General features: G+C 64.0%; 11 protein-coding genes and 1 pseudogene. 6 read left to right on the forward strand and 6 right to left on the reverse strand.

Annotated elements, in window-relative coordinates; genetic code table 11:
- Positions 1-515: pseudogene (locus VN856_RS11130) on the forward strand (aldehyde dehydrogenase); the annotation flags it as partial.
- 43 nt (positions 516-558) lie between these two features.
- On the opposite strand, the gene VN856_RS11135 reads toward VN856_RS11130, so the two are convergent.
- Positions 559-2292 carry an MFS transporter gene (locus VN856_RS11135; protein ID WP_325688918.1) on the reverse strand — a complete coding sequence of 578 codons (1734 nt, stop codon included), beginning with the start codon at positions 2290-2292 and terminating at the stop codon, positions 559-561.
- Positions 2293-2635: 343 nt separating this feature from the next.
- Here VN856_RS11135 and VN856_RS11140 point away from each other — a divergent pair, with 343 nt between their 5' ends.
- The gene (locus tag VN856_RS11140; RefSeq protein ID WP_325688964.1) at positions 2636-5473 is read left to right on the forward strand and encodes an ATP-binding cassette domain-containing protein; all 2838 of its coding nucleotides are present in this window, start codon (positions 2636-2638) and stop codon (positions 5471-5473) included.
- A gap of 13 nt (positions 5474-5486) precedes the next feature.
- Here VN856_RS11140 and eno read toward each other — a convergent pair whose 3' ends face one another.
- On the reverse strand, positions 5487-6770 hold the full coding sequence (eno, locus tag VN856_RS11145; protein ID WP_325688919.1) for a phosphopyruvate hydratase: 1284 nt from the start codon (positions 6768-6770) through the stop codon (positions 5487-5489).
- Between the two features lie 27 nt (positions 6771-6797).
- Positions 6798-7538 carry a PAQR family membrane homeostasis protein TrhA gene (gene trhA / locus VN856_RS11150; RefSeq protein ID WP_414686927.1) on the reverse strand — a complete coding sequence of 247 codons (741 nt, stop codon included), beginning with the start codon at positions 7536-7538 and terminating at the stop codon, positions 6798-6800.
- A 200-nt stretch (positions 7539-7738) separates the two neighbouring features.
- On the opposite strand from trhA, the gene VN856_RS11155 reads away from it, so the two are divergent.
- Positions 7739-9100 carry a sensor histidine kinase gene (locus VN856_RS11155; protein WP_325688966.1) on the forward strand — a complete coding sequence of 454 codons (1362 nt, stop codon included), beginning with the start codon at positions 7739-7741 and terminating at the stop codon, positions 9098-9100.
- On the opposite strand, the gene VN856_RS11160 is transcribed toward VN856_RS11155, so the two are convergent.
- The 3 genes from VN856_RS11160 to VN856_RS11170 form a co-directional block, all read right to left on the reverse strand.
- The gene (locus tag VN856_RS11160; protein ID WP_325688923.1) at positions 9082-9750 is read right to left on the reverse strand and encodes a response regulator transcription factor; all 669 of its coding nucleotides are present in this window, start codon (positions 9748-9750) and stop codon (positions 9082-9084) included. The two genes, VN856_RS11155 and VN856_RS11160, sit on opposite strands and share 19 nt — an antisense overlap.
- The gene (locus tag VN856_RS11165) at positions 9747-10574 is read right to left on the reverse strand and encodes a hypothetical protein (protein ID WP_325688925.1); all 828 of its coding nucleotides are present in this window, start codon (positions 10572-10574) and stop codon (positions 9747-9749) included. Before VN856_RS11165 ends, VN856_RS11160 begins: the two co-directional genes overlap by 4 nt.
- 145 nt (positions 10575-10719) lie before the next feature.
- Positions 10720-11532, reverse strand: a complete 813-nt coding sequence (locus VN856_RS11170; RefSeq protein ID WP_325688927.1) for a GTP cyclohydrolase, FolE2/MptA family — start codon at positions 11530-11532, stop codon at positions 10720-10722.
- Between the two features lie 330 nt (positions 11533-11862).
- Between VN856_RS11170 and VN856_RS11175 the strand changes: the two genes are divergently transcribed.
- From VN856_RS11175 to VN856_RS11185, 3 genes are all read left to right on the forward strand, one after another.
- Positions 11863-12981, forward strand: coding sequence for a ferredoxin reductase (locus tag VN856_RS11175; protein ID WP_325688929.1), 1119 nt, complete (start codon positions 11863-11865; stop codon positions 12979-12981).
- A gap of 9 nt (positions 12982-12990) precedes the next feature.
- Positions 12991-14229: a fatty acid desaturase gene (locus VN856_RS11180; RefSeq protein ID WP_325688931.1), complete on the forward strand. Its 1239-nt coding sequence runs from the start codon at positions 12991-12993 to the stop codon at positions 14227-14229.
- Between the two features lie 78 nt (positions 14230-14307).
- Complete coding sequence (locus tag VN856_RS11185; protein ID WP_325688933.1) at positions 14308-16929, forward strand: helix-turn-helix transcriptional regulator; 2622 nt, start codon at positions 14308-14310, stop codon at positions 16927-16929.
- Positions 16930-16971 lie beyond the last annotated feature (42 nt).

A 16971-nucleotide genomic window follows, 5' to 3' on the forward strand; every position in this document is an offset into this window, starting at 1 on the left:
TCGTCGGTGTCCTCGGCGTCGTGCGACTTCCCGGCAAGACAGTCGAGCAGTTCCTGCACAACGCCGTCGAGTTCGCCAACGACGTGCTGCCCGGCAACCTTGGCGCAGTTATCACTATCGATCCAAAGACCCGCAAGCAGAACGCGCAGGCTTTCGATGACGCGATCGCGCGTCTCCGCTACGGGGCCATCGGCATCAACGCATGGACGGGGATGGCGTTTGCATTGGCGACCTGGGGGGCGTTTCCCGGTAATACCGCGCAAGACATCGGCAGCGGCACCGGAATGGTGCACAACACCTTTATGCTCCCGAGACCTCAGAAAGCCGTCGTCGAGATCCCGTTTCGTCCCGCGCCGCGCTCGTTGTTCAACGGAGAACTGACCCTCTCGCCCAAGCCAGTTTTCTTCACCACCAACAAGACAGCCGAAACCACCGTCAAGCGGCTCGTAAGATTCCTCGTCCACCGCAACCCCATCGCACTACCGCGGATTTTCCTGTCTGCATTGCGCGGATGAACTACACGGCTCCCGAATCGGCGTTTATTTCGCTTAGAAGCGACTAGACCCGTCCGTCTGCCCACGGCGCGGGAAGAATCCCATCCACGCTAACGACGCGGCTCTTGGCGCGCGGTGATGCGTTCGTCCTCGATGATCCGCCGAGCACACCTGCTGGGCCCGCCAGCGCGAAGTACCAGTGCTCCTCCGCGCAGCCGTCTACGGTGCACTGCAATGCTCTGGCCAGGGCGTGATGGTCGGAGGCCAGCCAGCGAGTGCTGTGTTGGCGGTCGAATTCGGCCCATGAGGGCACGGTGAACTCCTCGATCACAAGTTGGGGATCCTCGCCGCTGCGGTACAACCGCCAGCGATAGCCGCCGGTACGCGAGCGCGACCTGCCGACTTTGAGCATCGCCGCGGCGAACTGGTGGATTCGGTCGTCGCTGACATGGTAGGAGGTCGAAATCAGGACCGGCCCGTCGCTGGGATCGGGCTGAAACACCAACGTCGGCGTGGGCCAAGCGGTCGAAGTCGTCAGGTCGAGCGTTCCGGTTTCGGGACGCAGCGGAAGCACGGCCACGCTGGCCGCCGTCAGCAGAAGCAGGGCGGCTGCCGCCAAGAGCGAGTGCGCAAGCCCGAAGTGGGCGGCAATCAGACCCCACAGATAAGACCCGAGCGCTTGGGAACCGCTGAAGACCAGCAAATACACCGCCATGCCACGGGCCCGCACCCATTGTGGCAGCGACAGCTGGATGGAGGCGTTGAGTGTAGTCAGGGTGGCGATCCACGCCATGCCGCACACCAGCAGCAGCGGGATCGCCGGGCCGAACGGGCCGATCGCTACCACGATTAGACCCAATGCATAGGCACCGGCCGAACCTGCCAACACGGCATTGGTTGCGAATAATCTGCGGAGGTGCGCGATGAGGGCCACCCCGATGACGGCGCCGACGCCAAGGGCGGCGAGCACCAGGCCGTAACCGCAGGAGTTCATCTGCCAGTGCTGCGCGGCCGTGACGGGCAGCAGCGCCCACAACGCCGAGGCGGGAAACGCGAACAGCGCCGAGCGCAGGAGGATCCGGCGGGTGACGGGCCCGTGGCGGACCCATCGCAGTGCGGCCAGGATCGAGAGCCCGATGCTTTCGCGCTCGGCCAGCGGCGCGCAGCCGGGTCGCTTCCAGGACCGCAACGCGACGATGATCGCGGCGAACGACACCGCGTTCAGCGCGAACACCGCGGCCGGCCCGGCCTGCAGCACCACCATCCCGGCCAGGGCGGGTCCGATTGCGCGGGCCACGTTGACTGTGACGCTGCCCAGCGACGCCGCGGCGGGTATCTGTTCACGCGGAACGAGTTCGGGCTGGATCGCCTGCCACGCTGGGGCGGTCAGCGCTGAGCCACACCCGATGGCCACGGTGAACAGCAGTAACAAGGTCGGGGTCAGAACCCCGGTGAATGCCAGTGCGGCAAGTACCGCGGCGACGAGCACCGCATAGGTTTGAATGACGATGAGCAGCCGTCGCCGATCGAACAGATCGGCAAACACGCCGCCGAAGAGCCCCAAGACTAATGTCGGTGTGAGCGAAGCGGTTTGGACCAGTGCGATGATGGTTGCACTGCTGTGGTGCTCAACCAGAAACCATTGGGCGCCGACGGTCTGCATCCACGTGCCGATGTTGGATACCAGCTGCGCGATGAATAAGTTGCGGTAAATCGCAATCTTCAGCGGTGCCCATGCCGAGGTCTCCTCGGGTGTTGCTGATTTCACAACGTCGGTGCTCACGGTCACAGCCGTCATGCGCCGTTACTCCCTCAAATCTCTGATCATCGACGTGTACTAATAGCTCACCGGGTTACAACAAGGTCGGTTCACGAATACTTCCTATTCGTTCAGGTATGACGTGCACGGGCTGTAGAAGGTTCCGGCGCTGTCGGGAGGCTTCTTTCATCGCGTCTACGCGAGCAAATGACCTTCTCAGCGACTCCTCAGTGACCGATTTCTACGCTGGCGCTCCCATGTGTAGGAGCGTGCGCCTCGCATGTCGAGGAAGCGGGTTGATAGCCCGGTTAGGGGTCACCACATGACGATTGGGTTGGGTCATCAGGCTGATGTCGACGCCTGTCACACGCCGTCGGTCGGGATGTCTAGTCAGGCTCGATCGCTACGGCCGCACGAATTGGCTCACGCATCGGTGATGGGCGCCCTGTGCGCGGCGGTTGCGATCGTTGCGGTCGTGCTCCCGCACGCCGGGTGGCTCGGGTTGCTCGGCAGCGTGCCGATGGGGCTGTTGGCCTATCGGTACCGGGTCGGCGTTGTGATCGCCGCGACGGTGGCGGCCGGTGTGATCGGGTTCTTGGTAGTCGGTTTGAGCGGCTTCAGCGCTGTCGCGCTCTGCGCCTTCGTCGGCGGCCTGGCTGGAATCGTGAAACGGCATCGTCGTGGCCTGTCCACCGTGATCTGCGCATCGACCAGTGTCGGTGCCGTCATCGGTGCCGTGATGGTCGTCGCACTTACTGTTCTGACGCAGCTTCGGCAGCTGATGTTCCACGCGATCACCGCCGCCGTGTACGGAGTCGCGACAATCTTGGTGAGGGTGCCACACCTGCAGGGCGTCGCCCGTTGGTTCGCGAGTTTCGTTGCCGGAGCGCTGAACTACTGGCAGTGGTTCGTGCTCGGGTTCGCCGTCGTCGCGATGATGGGCGCCTCGATGATCGGTTGGTGGGTGCTTTCCCGCGTACTGGAACGGCTGGGCGGCATTCCCGATGTGCACAAGCTGGACGCGTCGCCCGATACCGGGCCGATCCAGCCGGTCCCGGTGCGGCTTGACGAGGTGCGTCTGCGTTATCCGCGCACCGACCATGACGCACTGCGCGCGGTCAGCCTGAGTGTGCTGCCAGCCGAACACGTTGCGGTCACTGGTGCCAACGGCGCCGGCAAGACCACGCTGATGCTGATTTTGGCCGGCCGCGAACCGACCTCGGGCACGGTCGAGCGTCTTGGTGCGGTGGGTCTCGGTCAACTCGGTGGCACCGCCGTCGTCATGCAACACCCGGAAAGCCAGGTGCTGGGCACGCGGGTCGCCGACGACGTGGTGTGGGGACTGCCTCCCGGCAAGACCATCGACGTCGACCGATTACTCAATGAAGTCGGGCTGGTCGGCCTCGCCGAACGCGACACCGGCAGCCTGTCGGGTGGGGAGTTGCAGCGCCTCGCCGTGGCCGCAGCGCTGGCGCGGGAGCCGGCGCTGCTCATTGCCGACGAGGTCACCAGCATGGTCGACCAGCAGGGCCGGGACGCACTGCTGGCCGTGCTGTCCGGTCTCTCCGACCATCACCAAACCGCGCTGGTACACATCACTCACTACAACAACGAGGCTCAATACGCCGACCGCACAATCAATCTCAGCGATTCGCTGGATAACACCGCTATGGTCGAGACCGTGCCCGCGCCGACGGTGACGGTGGGCTACGATTCTCCCGCGCCGGTGCTCAAACTCGCAGGGATAGGCCACGAGTACGCAAGTGGCACCCCTTGGGCACGAACCGCGCTCCGCGACGTCAACTTCGTCGTGCATGAGGGCGACGGGCTTCTGATCCACGGCGGCAACGGCTCCGGTAAGTCGACCCTGGCGTGGATCATGGCCGGGTTGACGGTACCCACCGCCGGCACCTGTCTGCTTGACAAGCGGCTCGCCTCGGAGCAGGTGGGTGCAGTAGCGCTCCAGTTCCAGGCGGCCCGGTTGCAGTTGATGCGCAGCCGTGTCGACCTGGAAGTGGCTTCGGCAGGCGGCTTTTCGCCTGACGACCACGCCCGAGTGATCGCAGCGCTGGCCGATGTCGGGCTGGATGCCGCGCTGGCGACGCGGCCCATTGACCAACTCAGCGGTGGCCAGATGCGGCGCGTGGTGCTGGCCGGATTGCTGTCGCGGTCGCCGCGGGTATTGATACTCGACGAGCCGTTGGCGGGGCTGGATGCCGCCAGCCAGCGCGGGCTTGTGCGGCTGCTCGCGGACCGGCGCCGTGACACCGGTCTGACCGTGGTGGTGATTTCGCACGACTTCGCCGGGCTGGAGGAGCTGTGCCCGCGCACGCTGCACCTGCGCGACGGCGTACTGGAGGCGACGCCCGTCGCGGCCGAGGTTAGTGAGCTGCCGGCGCAGCGCCCGAGCCGCCGCCCACGTCGACCCGTTGTGTTGCTGCGGCCTGTGCCTGGACGCTCCGTCATCCACGACCTGTGGGCCGGCACCAAACTGCTTGTCGCTTTCGGTGTTTCAGTGTTGTTGACGCTCTCCCCGGGGTGGGTGACGATCGGGCTCGTTGCCGCGTTGGTCGCGGCGGGAGTGCGGCTGGCGCGTATTCCCCGCGGTGCGCTCCCATCGTTGCCGCGCTGGCTTCCGGCCGTGCTGCTAATCGTCGGTATCACTGCGACATTGGCCGGTGGTAGTCCGCGGCTCCAGGTGGGCACAGTCACGCTCGGTCTCGGCGGCCTATTGGAATTCCTGCGATTCACCGCGCTGTCGGCGGTGTTGCTCGGGATGGGCGCGCTGGTGTCGTGGACGACGAACGTCGCCGAAATCGCCCCTGCGGTTGCCACTTTGGGGCGCAGACTGCGACGGCTGCACATCCCGGTCGACGACTGGTCTGTCGCACTGGCGCTCGGTTTGCGTACCTTCCCGATGCTGATCGACGAGTTCCGGGTGCTGTATGCCGCTCGCCGGTTGCGACTCCAATCGACACCGCGGACTCGCGGGCCCCGTCTCAGGCAATTGGTAACGGACGCGGTCGACTTGATCGTCGCGGTGATCACGGTGACGCTGCGACGTGCGGACGAGATGGGCGATGCGATCACCGCCCGGGGTGGATCGGGTCAGATCTCAGCAGCCCCGTCGCGGCCGAAAAAGGCTGACTGGCTGGCACTTTCGATCGCTGCCGCGGTATGCGGTGCCGCCGTGGCGTTGCCGCTGCTGTGGGGCGCCTAGCGGCCGACAGTTCTCAGAACCGCACCAGTGCCGGCACGTCGGCGAGCGCGCAGTCCGGGATGCGTTCGGCCGCGCGCAGCAGGAAGTTGAGCTTCTCGATGCGCTCGCCCGACCGCGGCGCGCCGTTCTTCTGGAACGGCGCGCCTAGTCCCACCGCCAGGTCCATCACGACGTCGTCGATGACACCGCCGGACCGGCCCGACGGGATCGCCAGAATGGCGTTCTGTGAGGCGTATTCGAAGCAGTCCAGTGCCTCGGCGATGGTCCCGACTTGGTTGGGCTTCAGAACGAATCCGTCAACGGCCGAGGTCGTTACGGCCCGTTCCAGACGCTGGGGGTTGGTGACGATCAGGTCGTCGCCGAGGATGATCGAGCGGTCGATGGTCTGCACCGCCTTGGTGAAGCCATCCCAGTCATCCCCGTCAAACAGGTCCTCGATGAACACGATCGGAAAGTCCTCCGACAGCGCCCGGGCGTAATCGATCAGGGCTTCGGCGACCACCCGCTCGCCGTTCAATGCGTATGTCTGCGTGCACTCGTCGTAGACCGCGCTGGACGCACAGTCCAAGGCAAACGCCATGACGTCGGTGCAGCCGGCGCGCTCGACGGCCTTGGCCAGTACCTCCATGACGACCCGCGGGTCACTGGACGGAGCGACATACCCGTAAGACGACGCCATCAACGGTGCGTGGCCAAGCCGCTCGCCAAGCAGCTCGCCCAGCACGCCGAACAGACTCACTCCCTTTTCGACCGCCGACTCGATGGAGTCGGCGCGATACGGCACCACAAGGAACTCGTTGAACGGCTGGAAGATATCTCCGTAACGGCCACCGTTGATCATGTTGAAACTGGGTGCCGGCACCGTACTTGGTGGTTTGAGCCCCAGCAATGCAGCGACGTAGGTATAGGTGGGTATGGCCGCAGCCGCGGACGCCGCGCGCAACAGCGCGATCGAAGTGGAGTAGATGGCATTTCCGCCAAGGCGGTGCTTGTCCGGCGTGCCGTCGAGCTCGATCAGGACCCGGTCTAAAGACCGCGGGTCGTCGAGTTCGGCGCCAACGAGTACAGGAGCGATTTCGTCGGTCACTGCCGAGACGGCGCGGTGCACACTCAGCCCGTCGTATTCGGCCCGGTTTCCGTCACGTATTACAACGGCTTCATGCGCTCCGACCGAAATGCCGGTCGGCGACGCGCCGCGGCCGACATGGCCTGTGTCGGTGGTGATTTCGACCTCAACCAACGGACGTGCCTTGCAGTCCAGCACTTGGCGGGCCACGACGGACGCGATCCGCATCAAGGACCTCCTAGCGCCAGACGACTTGTCTCAAAACACCACGAGGCAGACTGCCACGAAGTGGCAAATCGCAGCGACTGCTGTTAATCCGTGAAATAGCTCGTGATAGCCGAAGGTCGAAGGCCACGGGTCGGGCCAGCGTAGTGCGTAAAACACCGCGCCAATGCTGTAAAGCGCACCCCCGACTGCGAGCAGGACGGCCGCTGCCACGCCGGCGTTATGCAGGATCGTCGCTGCGTACCAAATCGCTACCCAACCCAACAGCAGGTAGAGCGCAACGCCCAGCCAGCGCGGGGCGTCGGGCCAGAACAGCGTCAGCGCAACTCCGGCCACCGCGCCGCCCCATACGATCGCTAACACCTGACGCCCAGTCGACGGTGGCATGTCCAGCAAGGCGAACGGCGTATACGTGCCGGCGATGAACACAAAGATCATCGAATGGTCCAGCCGCCTCATCCATTTCCTGGCGGCCGTCGAACCCCACCTGACGCGGTGATACGTGGCGCTTACGGCAAACATCGCCACGATCGCCAGCGTGTAGGCCAACGTCGCGTACGCGGCTCGCGTCGATGTCACTGCCCATGACACCGCGACCAGCGCCGAACCGGCTACCAGCGCCGCGTAGGCGCAGCAAAGATGGATCCATCCGCGCATCCGTGGCTTGCACAGCACACTGGTCTCGGACTCGACGAAACGTCCGGCGCGGCGGAGATCAGAGCTCGGTCGGGACGCCGTGGCCGGGACGGGCGCGTCGATGGGGTGGCTCATCATCCCTCCCTTGCAGTCGCTGTCGACCTGGCAGCGCCACGGTAGGAGCGAGTCGCTGAGAAGTCGCTGAGGAAGGCCATCGGGGCGGCTGGCGTGCGGACGGGATGGTTGATTTCGCTGTTCTCAGCCGGCTTTGAGCACTGGAGAATCAGACTGTGGGGGTGTCTTCCTGGCCGCTGCGGCGAAGTGAGCTCGCGCGGGTGATGCGCCTGCCCAATTTGGGTATCTCGGCTCGCTCAGCCGCCACCTCAGCGGTGGTCGTCCTGGTCGCTTTCGCGTTCGCGGGCGCGGCCTTTGACCTGATCTTGTATCGGACGTTGTTGGCGGGTGTCGACGATGCCACCGCGGGCAGAGCTCGCACCATAGTTGACGCACTGCATTCGGGTTCGCCCGACGCGCTCGACAGTGCGCTTCTTGCCACCACTCAGCGTGTGGTCGCAATCCAGTTGATCGCCCCTGACGGCACGGTGGTGAAGCGGGCCGGGTCCGCACCTGCGACACCTCTGATACCCATCAACGAGTTCGACTTCAACTTGCGACGCGGCATGCCCGACGATGCGGTGGCCGATGACGACATGCGCGTGAGCGGTCAAAAGGTCAACGCCAGGTCCGGTCAGTACACAGTGCTTGTCGGCGGAGGTAGCGAAGCGGTCGAAGCGATTGTGCGGACCGTCGCGCTGCTGGTGGCTGGCACCGCCCCAATCATCGCCGGAGTAGCGGCAACCGCCACCTACCGGCTCGTTCGCCGTTCACTGCAATCGGTAGATGCCATCCGCAGCAGGGTGGCTGAAATCTCAACCTCCGATTTGGCCGAGCGAGTACCCGTGCCAACGAGTCGTGACGAAATCTCAGCCCTCGCAGTCACTATGAACGAAATGCTGGCACGGCTCGAGGCCGGCCACCAAGCGCAACAGCGATTCCTCAGCGACGCCTCGCACGAACTGCGCAGCCCACTGGCCACCATCATCTCCGGATTGGAGGTCGCCGAGGCGCATCCGGAATTGCTTGATGCGGAATTGGCCGTCGACACCCTGCTTCCCGAGGCGCACCGCATGCGGGTGCTGATCGAGGATCTGCTCTTGCTGGCCCGTGCCGATGAACAAAGCGTGGTGATGCGCAAGGAAGAGGTGGCCCTCGACGAACTCGCTGAGGTCGAAGCCGCTCGTGTTCGACGCGAAGCGGGATGCACGGTCCACGCCGATATCTGCCCATCGCGTCTCACCGCCGACCCGGCCGGGATGTCGCGGATGATCCGCAATCTGGTGGACAATGCGGTGCGCCATGCGAATTCGCTTATCGTTATCGAAGTCAGCAGCCGGGACAGAACAGCTATTCTCAGCATTGGTGACGACGGTCCTGGCATTGCCCCGGCCGAACGAACGCGGGTATTCGAACGCTTCGTGCGTCTGGATTCGGATCGCTCCCGCAGCAGCGGGGGAGCCGGCTTGGGCTTAGCGATCGTTGCCGAGGTAGTAGCCGCCCATGGCGGCACAGTCAGCATCGACGATCGACCTGGTGGCGGGACCAAGGTGACCGTGGCATTGCCTCAACACAGCAACCGATAACCGACACCGCGGATTGTCTCGATGGTGTTGGTATCGAACGGAACGTCAATCTTCCGCCGCAGATATCCGACATAGACCTCGACAACATTGTCGGGACCCTGATAGTGCGCATCCCACACGTTCCGCAATATCTCGGCTTTTGTCACCACCATGTCCTTGTTGCGCATCAGGAATTCGAGCAGCCCAAACTCGCGCGGAGTCAGTGTGATTGGGATCGAACCACGTTCAACCTTGTGTCGTGCAGGATCGAGAGACAGTGATCCGGCGGTCAACACCACCGGTCGCTCCGGCGCACCACGACGGACCAAGGCATGGATCCGTGCCACGAGCACGCGGAACGAAAACGGTTTAGTCAGATAGTCATCCGCTCCGAGATCGAACGCATCGGTCTCGTCGTACTCACCGTCCTTGGCAGTCAGCATGAGCACCGGTGTCCATACGTCCTGTGCGCGCATTCGTCGCAGGACCTCATATCCACTATGGCCGGGCAGCATGATGTCGAGGACCACCACGTCGAAGTTGTTCTCGATCGCCTCGTATAAGCCGTCGACGCCATTACCGACGGACACGACGACGAAGCCTTCGGCCTTCAGGCCCCTGGTGAGAGTCGTCGATAACCGCGGCTCATCCTCGACGAGCAGAACTCTCATGCCGGTGCCTCCGCCGGATGACGTCCCGGGCGCTGTGGCAGCACGACGATCAGCACGACAATGACGGCCGCGATGACTGCCGAGGCCAGCGGCCGGCTCAGGGCGAGGCCGCCGTCGGCGACGGGCTTGTCGACGAAGTCGCCCACGGTTGCGCCCAACGGCCGCGTCAGGATGAAAGCGACCCAAAACAAGGTGACGCGCGACATCTCGGTCCAGTAATACAGGGCTATGACGATCGCGAGCGCCGCGGCGAACACCAGCGCGCCCCGCTCGTATCCAATTCCGCGTGTGTCAGCGAGCCAGTCGCCGAGCGCGGTGCCCAACGTCTGCGAAAACGTGATGGTTGCCCAGTAGAACGCCTCGACTTTCGGCGTAGAAACAGTGCTGACAGCCACTGTTCCCTCGGACCAACGCCAGAGTCCCAGCGTCGCCAGCAGGCAACCTAGAAGCAGAAGCGATCCGCCGGTGTAGCCGATTCCCAACGATCGGTCGGCGAAATCCGCCAGAGTCGTGCCGAAGGTCGTCGAAGCCACGATCGTCGCCCAATACAGCGTCGCGTGGAAACGCTTGGCGAGGATCTGCCCGGCGACCAGCACCACTAACGCGATGCCGAAAAGTGCGACTCCAGCCACGTAACCCCAGTTCAGGGTCATCGTGACGGTGTCGCCGCCCGTCTCGCCCAAGGTTGTGGCCAAAATCTTGATGACCCAGAAGCCCAAGGTCACCGCCGGCACCTTGGTCAACGCCTGTTTCGGGCCTTCATCGGCTAACAAGTTTGCGGCCTCACGTGAAATCGGTGGGAATCGAGAGCTGTGCTCGACCATCGTGCGCGTGCTTACGGCATTGCTTACGCTAGCCGCGCTTAGGAAACGCTGAGAATTACGCCTAGTTGGATTTACGGCGGATCAACACGAGAAAGCGGATCAAGACGAAAAACCTTGGCTGACTTTCATTTCCGCCAACGTTTCGTCAGGCGATGACGATGCAGCGAAGAGGGTATTCGAAGATGCTCTCGTAGTTCACGATCTGACACGTGACCCTCGTAGCACTCGGGAACTGGGCCCTGGTCTTATCGGCGATTATCCGGAGCGCATCCTCTGCGAACACCGCGTGGTGGTGGATGGCGGTGACCGTGTCGGCTTCGCTGCGTCGCTTATGCAGTTCCCGCACCGGCCCGCTGGCCGCGCACTCTCCCACGGTGAGCAGGTCGGTCACGGAACGACCGGCCACGGTCGTCAAATCCCCGGTCACGGTGATTTCCAGGTCGCACACCTGATTGTGCGACGGATGCTCGCCGACGTTGTCCATGTCGTCACGGTCGAAGGCGATCGCGCTCTGCGCTTGGGGACAGGCCAGACAAACCTTGAAGGCCGCGCCCCAGGTCACCTCGGTCTGCTCTGCCGCTTCGATCCGGCAGATCTCCTCGATCGGCTTGAAGCCGCCGTCGTGCGACAACACGAGCGTGGCCCGCGCGTCCACCGACCAGGACGCGGCGGCGGGTACAGCGCCGCGCAGCCGTTCGAGGATGCCCTGTGCGTAGTCGAGCACGGTCGGCTGTGGACCCGGCCGATCGATGCATTCGATCAGCCTGGACATGTGCGCGCCACGTTGGTGGGCATATAACCCGACCGAGATGTCCATGACGACCATCGCCGCACCGTCATGCTCGTCGATCGTCAAGATCCGCTTGACCCCGACGTGTCCAACCGAATGCACTGGAATAGAGATGTTCGGCGCTTCCGAATGCAGGTCCGGCAGCACACCAATATCCCTGTGGGCCATGCTCTTCCACCCTCTCCGGCTCGTAAACGTCAACAAAACTGTGAGTAACCAGACGTAGTACCGAGTTCGAGACGCACCCCCGGCGCTGAGGGTGCGTCGACTGAACATGTCACGAGCGTGATGGGGGATCGGTTCACCGTCAGACGGAGCGGTTGCCCTTTCGGACCGTCAGGCACGCAGCGCGGGCCTTGCCGAGGCCACCTTTGCTGTAGCCGGCAGAACGGATGTTTGCAGATCTATGGACGGGGTAATCGGTGCACAGATGTTCACCCAAATCGAATATCCCGTGTACCTAAACCGAGGCAATGGAGCCGCAGTATGGATTTGAAGATGCGAAGCCTGACGCGATGGAGTGCTGCTCCCGCGAAGGACGTCGAAACCGCAGTATCACCGAAGGTCAACGTGTTGCGCGGGCTGGTGGCTCGCGCGACGACACCGCTACTGCCCGATGACTACCTCAAGTTGCTCAACCCGTTGTGGTCCGCGCGGGAACTGCGCGGGGTCGTGGTCGATGTCCATAAAGAGACTGAAGACTCGGCGACGGTGACGATCAAGCCGGGATGGGGATTTTCCGGGGACTATCAGCCCGGCCAGTATCTGGGGATCGGACTTCGGGTCGACGGCCGCTGGCACTGGCGGTCGTACTCGCTCACGTCGATTCCGCGGCGCGACAAAAAACTGATCTCGATCACCGTGAAAGCAACTCCCGAGGGGTTCCTGTCGTCGCATCTGGTCAACGGCGTCGAGGCCGGCACCGTGGTTCGGCTGGCAACTCCGAAGGGTGATTTCGCACTTCCCGACCCGGCGCCGGCCAAGTTGTTGTTCGTGACAGCAGGCAGCGGCATCACCCCCGTCATCGCGATGCTGCGCTCGCTCAAGCAGCGTGGTGAGAGTCCCGACATCATCCACATCCATTCGGCGCCCGCCGCCGACGAGGTGATATTTCATGACGAGTTGCGTGCGCTGGAGCGCGCCGAATCCGGCTACCGGTTGCATCTGCAGCTGACCGCGGACATGGGCCACATCGACTTCGCCGAAATTGACGGAGTCGTTCCGGATTGGAGGGAGCGCTCCGCGTGGGCGTGCGGGCCGGCGGCCATGCTCGATACGGTCGAAAAGGTGTGGACGGACGCGGGCATCGCGGACGGCCTGCACATGGAGCGGTTCACCATCGCCCGCACCGACAAAGGCGGCGAAGGCGGCACGGTCACCTTCGCCATCTCCGATAAGTCCATCGAACTCGACGGCGCCACGTCACTTTTGGAAGGTGGCGAGAAGCTCGGCATCCAGATGCCGTTCGGCTGCCGAATGGGCATCTGTCAATCCTGTGTACTGCCGCTGGAATCCGGCAATGTGCGGGACTTCCGGTCCGGCACCGAGCACGGCGCGGGCGACCGAATCCAGACCTGCATTTCCGCCGCTTCCGGCGACTGCACCATCAACATCTAGGAGGGCCGCATGGCAATCACAGACATCAAACAGTACGCACACCTCACCGAGGCCGACGTCGATGAATTGGCCCGCGAACTGGACGCGATCAGAACCGACATCGAAGAGTCCAGGGGTGAACGGGACGCCCGCTACGTGCGCAGGACCATCCAGTTGCAGCGCGCGTTGGCGGCGGGGGGCCGAGTCGCCTTGATGGCGAGCAGAAACAAGGTCGCCTGGGTCGCCGGTACCGCAATGCTCGCCGCGGCGAAGATTATCGAGAACATGGAACTCGGACATAACATCACCCACGGCCAGTGGGACTGGATGAATGATCCGGAGATTCACTCGACCGAATGGGAGTGGGACACCACCTCTCCGAGCGTGCAGTGGAAGAAATCGCACAACTTTGTGCATCACAAATACACCAACATCGTCGGGATGGACGACGACGTGGGCTACGGACTGCTTCGCGTCACCCGAGACCAACGCTGGGACAAGTGGAATATCGGCAACCCGGTCTACAACCTGCTGCTCGGAACACTTTTCGAGTGGGGAGTTGCGTTGCACGGGGTGGAATTGTCGAAGGTCCGCAGGGGAGAGAAATCCAAGGACGAGGTCCGCAGGGACCTGCGCGTGATCGGCAAGAAGGTCGGCAAACAGGTCGGCAAAGACTACCTGGTCTTCCCGGCCCTGTCGGGCCGGAACTGGAAGCACACCTTGGGTGCCAACGTGACGGCTAACCTCATCCGCAACTACTGGTCGTACATGGTCATCTTCTGCGGGCACTTCCCCGACGGCGCCGAGAAATTCACTGCCGAGGAATTCGAGGCGGAGACGCACCCGGAGTGGTACCTACGGCAGATGCTCGGGTCGGCGAACTTCAAGGCCGGGCCCATGATGGCTTTTATGAGCGGAAACCTGTGCTACCAGATCGAGCACCACCTGTTTCCCGATCTGCCCAGCAACCGGTACGCCGAAATATCGGAGCGCATCACAGCGCTCTGCGACAAGTACGACCTTCCTTACACGACCGGATCCCTTGGGCACCAATATATGCAGACATTCTGGACGATTCTGAAGCTCTCGCTCCCGAACAAGTTGCTTCAAGCCAGCGCCGACGATTCACCAGAAACCCACTCGGAGCTGAAGTTCCGAATTCGTGGTGGTGTTCGGGATAGCTTCGGTATCGATCCCGACACGGGCAGACGTCGCGGACTGCGGACAGCGTTACGCGAGCTGCGGGACGGGGACGTCGCGAAAGCGTAAGCACCCAGGACATGGCTCTTTTGTATGAAGTCGCCAGTAGGCTCCGCGTCCCTGTGCCTGCCCTCCTAGTCTTTGGGGATGCAGATGCGGTGGCCGCTAGTTGGCCGCTCGGAGGAGATGCGGGCTATCCAGGCCGCCATCTCGGCTTCGGATGTATCAGGGATTGTTATTTACGGTGCGGCGGGCGTGGGGAAGAGCCGCATCGCCCGTGAGGCCTTGTCGGCTGCTGAGTCCCACGGGTGCGAAGGTCGGTTGGCGGTCGGCACATCCTCGGCACGTGCAATTCCGTTGGGTGTTTTGTCGGCGTGGGCGCCGTCGGGTGTCACCGATACCGTTCAGTTGCTGCGCGGGGTGATCGACCTGCTGACGGCCGCATCCCCGGACGCCGCGGTGGTGGTGGGTGTCGATGACGTGCATCTACTCGACGATTTGTCGTTATTCGTTGTGCACCAGATCGTGCAGCGCGGCGCGGCAAAAGTGGTTCTCACCGTTCGCGACGGCGAACCCATTCCCGCCGCGGTACAGGAGATATGGAAGGGCGGCCGGTTCGGTCGACTCGACCTGCAACCCCTGTCCGTCGACGAAACCAGCACGCTGCTGTCGGCGACCCTCGGCGGATCCGTGGATCCGGACGCCGCTCAGCGGCTATGGAACCTAACCCGCGGCAACGTTTTGTACCTTCGCACCATCGTTGACCAGGAGGTCGCGGACGGCCGGCTCGTGAAACAGCGCGGATTCTGGCGGTGGACGGGTGACCCGATGATGCCTCCCAGCTTGGTCGAGTTGATCGAATCGCGCATCGGAGCCCTGCCGACGTCGGTTAGTGATGTGGTCGACGCGCTAGCCGTCGGGGAGCCGATCGAACTGGCGGCCCTGAGGCGGATCACTGATCCGGCCGCGGTCGAGGAGGCCGAGACCCGCGGGCTGATCACGCTCGAGCCCGCGATTAGCGGTGTGGAGGTGCGGGTAGCGCACCCGCTCTACGGCGAGGTGCGCCGCAGGCGCGCGGCAGCCACCAAACTGCGGCGGCTACGCGGACTGGTTGCCGCCGAACTCGCCGCCGCCGACGACCACGACGACATACAGGTCGTGGTGCGCCGCGCCACCTTGAGTATCGACTCCGATCTCACACCCGACGCCGACTTGCTCGTCAGCGCAGCACAGGGCGCCGTCTGGCTGGCGGATCTGCCGCTCGCCGCTCGACTCGCGGAAGCGGCAGCCCGCGCCGGCGGCGGGCCGGAACCGAATTTTGTTCGAGCGCATGCACTTTCGTGGCTGGGGCGTGGTGAGGAGGCCGACACGGTGCTCGCCGCGGCCGACAGCGACGCGTTGACGGACGAGGGCCACGCCAGATTGGCGTTTCTACGGGCCAGCAACATGCTCTGGGCGCTCGGCGACCCGGCGCGCGCGAAAGAAATCATCGACGAGGCGTCACGCACCACCCCTGCGCACGCGCGCAGCTATATCGACGCGTTCCTGACGGTGTATTGGTTTGCGATGGACCGGCCCGAGGAGGCGCGGCAAATGTCGGAAAGCCTCGCACTGGACGACCTACCGGCAGTCGTTGGCGCGGAGATAGCGTGGGTGCTCGCCACGATAGCCGCAGACGCTGGTCGTACCGCCGAAGCAGTGGCCGTCGCAGATGCGGGCTACGCCACTGCGACTCGCTCGTTTGATGCTCCACACATGAGGTTCAATATCGCTGATGCGCACATCAGCGCGCTGCTGTTGTCTGGGCGGATCGGTGACGCCGTTGAAGTGGCCGAACGGGTGCGCCGGCAGGCTGCCGATCTTCCGGGCGCCGCCCAGTTACTCGGCCGCGCCGTGGCTGGTCGGGCTGCGCTTGGGGCCGGCCGCCTGGATACCGCATGTGCGATGTTGGAACAGGGGGCGGAGGGATTGTCCGCCTCGCACGCGATCGGGTGGGGGTACCGCTATCACATCCCGCGCATGACCGCATTCGCCATGCGCGGTGCAACGGGCGAGGCGGCCGCCATGCTCGGCGTGCTGGACAAGCTGCTGCGTCCGTTCCGGTCACTCGACTACGAATGCAGCTTGGCCCGGGCGTGGGTCATCGCTAGTCAGGGCGCCGTCAGCGAGGCGATCACCGTTGTGCTGTCGGCGGCTGAAAGGGCCGCAGCCGCCGGGCAATTCGCGGCCGAAGTTCTCTGCCTGCAGACCGCCACCCAGTTCGGTGATCGCACCGGTGCACCCAGGTTGCGTGAGCTCGAGTCGATCGTCGAAGGGCCACGTGTGGGCCTGGCTGCCCGGTTCGCCGTCGCACTGCGCGACGGCCACGCTGCTGAATTGTCCTCGGTGTCAGAGGAATTCGAACGAATGGGTGATCTTGTCGCGGCGTTAGATGCGGCTGCCCACGCCGCCCTCACGTATCGCAGCCAAGACCTGCGGGGATCGGCGTTGACGTGCTCGGCGCGTGGCGATGCGCTGGCCGAACAGTGCGGCGGCGCTAGCACTCCGGCGTTACGCCAGGCCGCGAGGCCCTTGCCGCTGACCGACCGAGAAGTAGAGATCGTGATGATGATCGGTGAGGGGTTGTCCAACCGTGCGATGGCCGAGCGACTGACCGTTTCCGTGCGCACCGTCGAGAGCCACATCTACCGAGCGATGGCGAAGACGGGAACCACCAGCCGCGACGAACTCGCCGCGCTGATACCCCGCCGCGACGCTCCAATGACGTGACCATCTCGCCTGCGCCACAGCCTTTCCGGAAGGCCTGCCGCG

Origin of the sequence: Mycobacterium sp. (genome assembly GCF_035603715.1) — a bacterium.
Classification (GTDB): Bacteria; Actinomycetota; Actinomycetes; order Mycobacteriales; family Mycobacteriaceae; genus Mycobacterium.

Bases quoted from the DNA above. Each gene is read 5' to 3' on its own strand.
- VN856_RS11135 (WP_325688918.1), bottom strand. From the start codon at position 2,292: ATGACGGCTGTGACCGTGAGCACCGACGTTGTGAAATCAGCAACACCC.
- VN856_RS11140 (WP_325688964.1), top strand. From the start codon at position 2,636: ATGTCTAGTCAGGCTCGATCGCTACGGCCGCACGAATTGGCTCACGCA.
- trhA (WP_414686927.1), bottom strand. From the start codon at position 7,538: ATGATGAGCCACCCCATCGACGCGCCCGTCCCGGCCACGGCGTCCCGA.
- VN856_RS11155 (WP_325688966.1), top strand. From the start codon at position 7,739: ATGCGCCTGCCCAATTTGGGTATCTCGGCTCGCTCAGCCGCCACCTCA.
- VN856_RS11160 (WP_325688923.1), bottom strand. From the start codon at position 9,750: ATGAGAGTTCTGCTCGTCGAGGATGAGCCGCGGTTATCGACGACTCTC.
- VN856_RS11165 (WP_325688925.1), bottom strand. From the start codon at position 10,574: ATGGTCGAGCACAGCTCTCGATTCCCACCGATTTCACGTGAGGCCGCA.
- VN856_RS11170 (WP_325688927.1), bottom strand. From the start codon at position 11,532: ATGGCCCACAGGGATATTGGTGTGCTGCCGGACCTGCATTCGGAAGCG.
- VN856_RS11175 (WP_325688929.1), top strand. From the start codon at position 11,863: ATGCGAAGCCTGACGCGATGGAGTGCTGCTCCCGCGAAGGACGTCGAA.
- VN856_RS11180 (WP_325688931.1), top strand. From the start codon at position 12,991: ATGGCAATCACAGACATCAAACAGTACGCACACCTCACCGAGGCCGAC.
- VN856_RS11185 (WP_325688933.1), top strand. From the start codon at position 14,308: ATGCAGATGCGGTGGCCGCTAGTTGGCCGCTCGGAGGAGATGCGGGCT.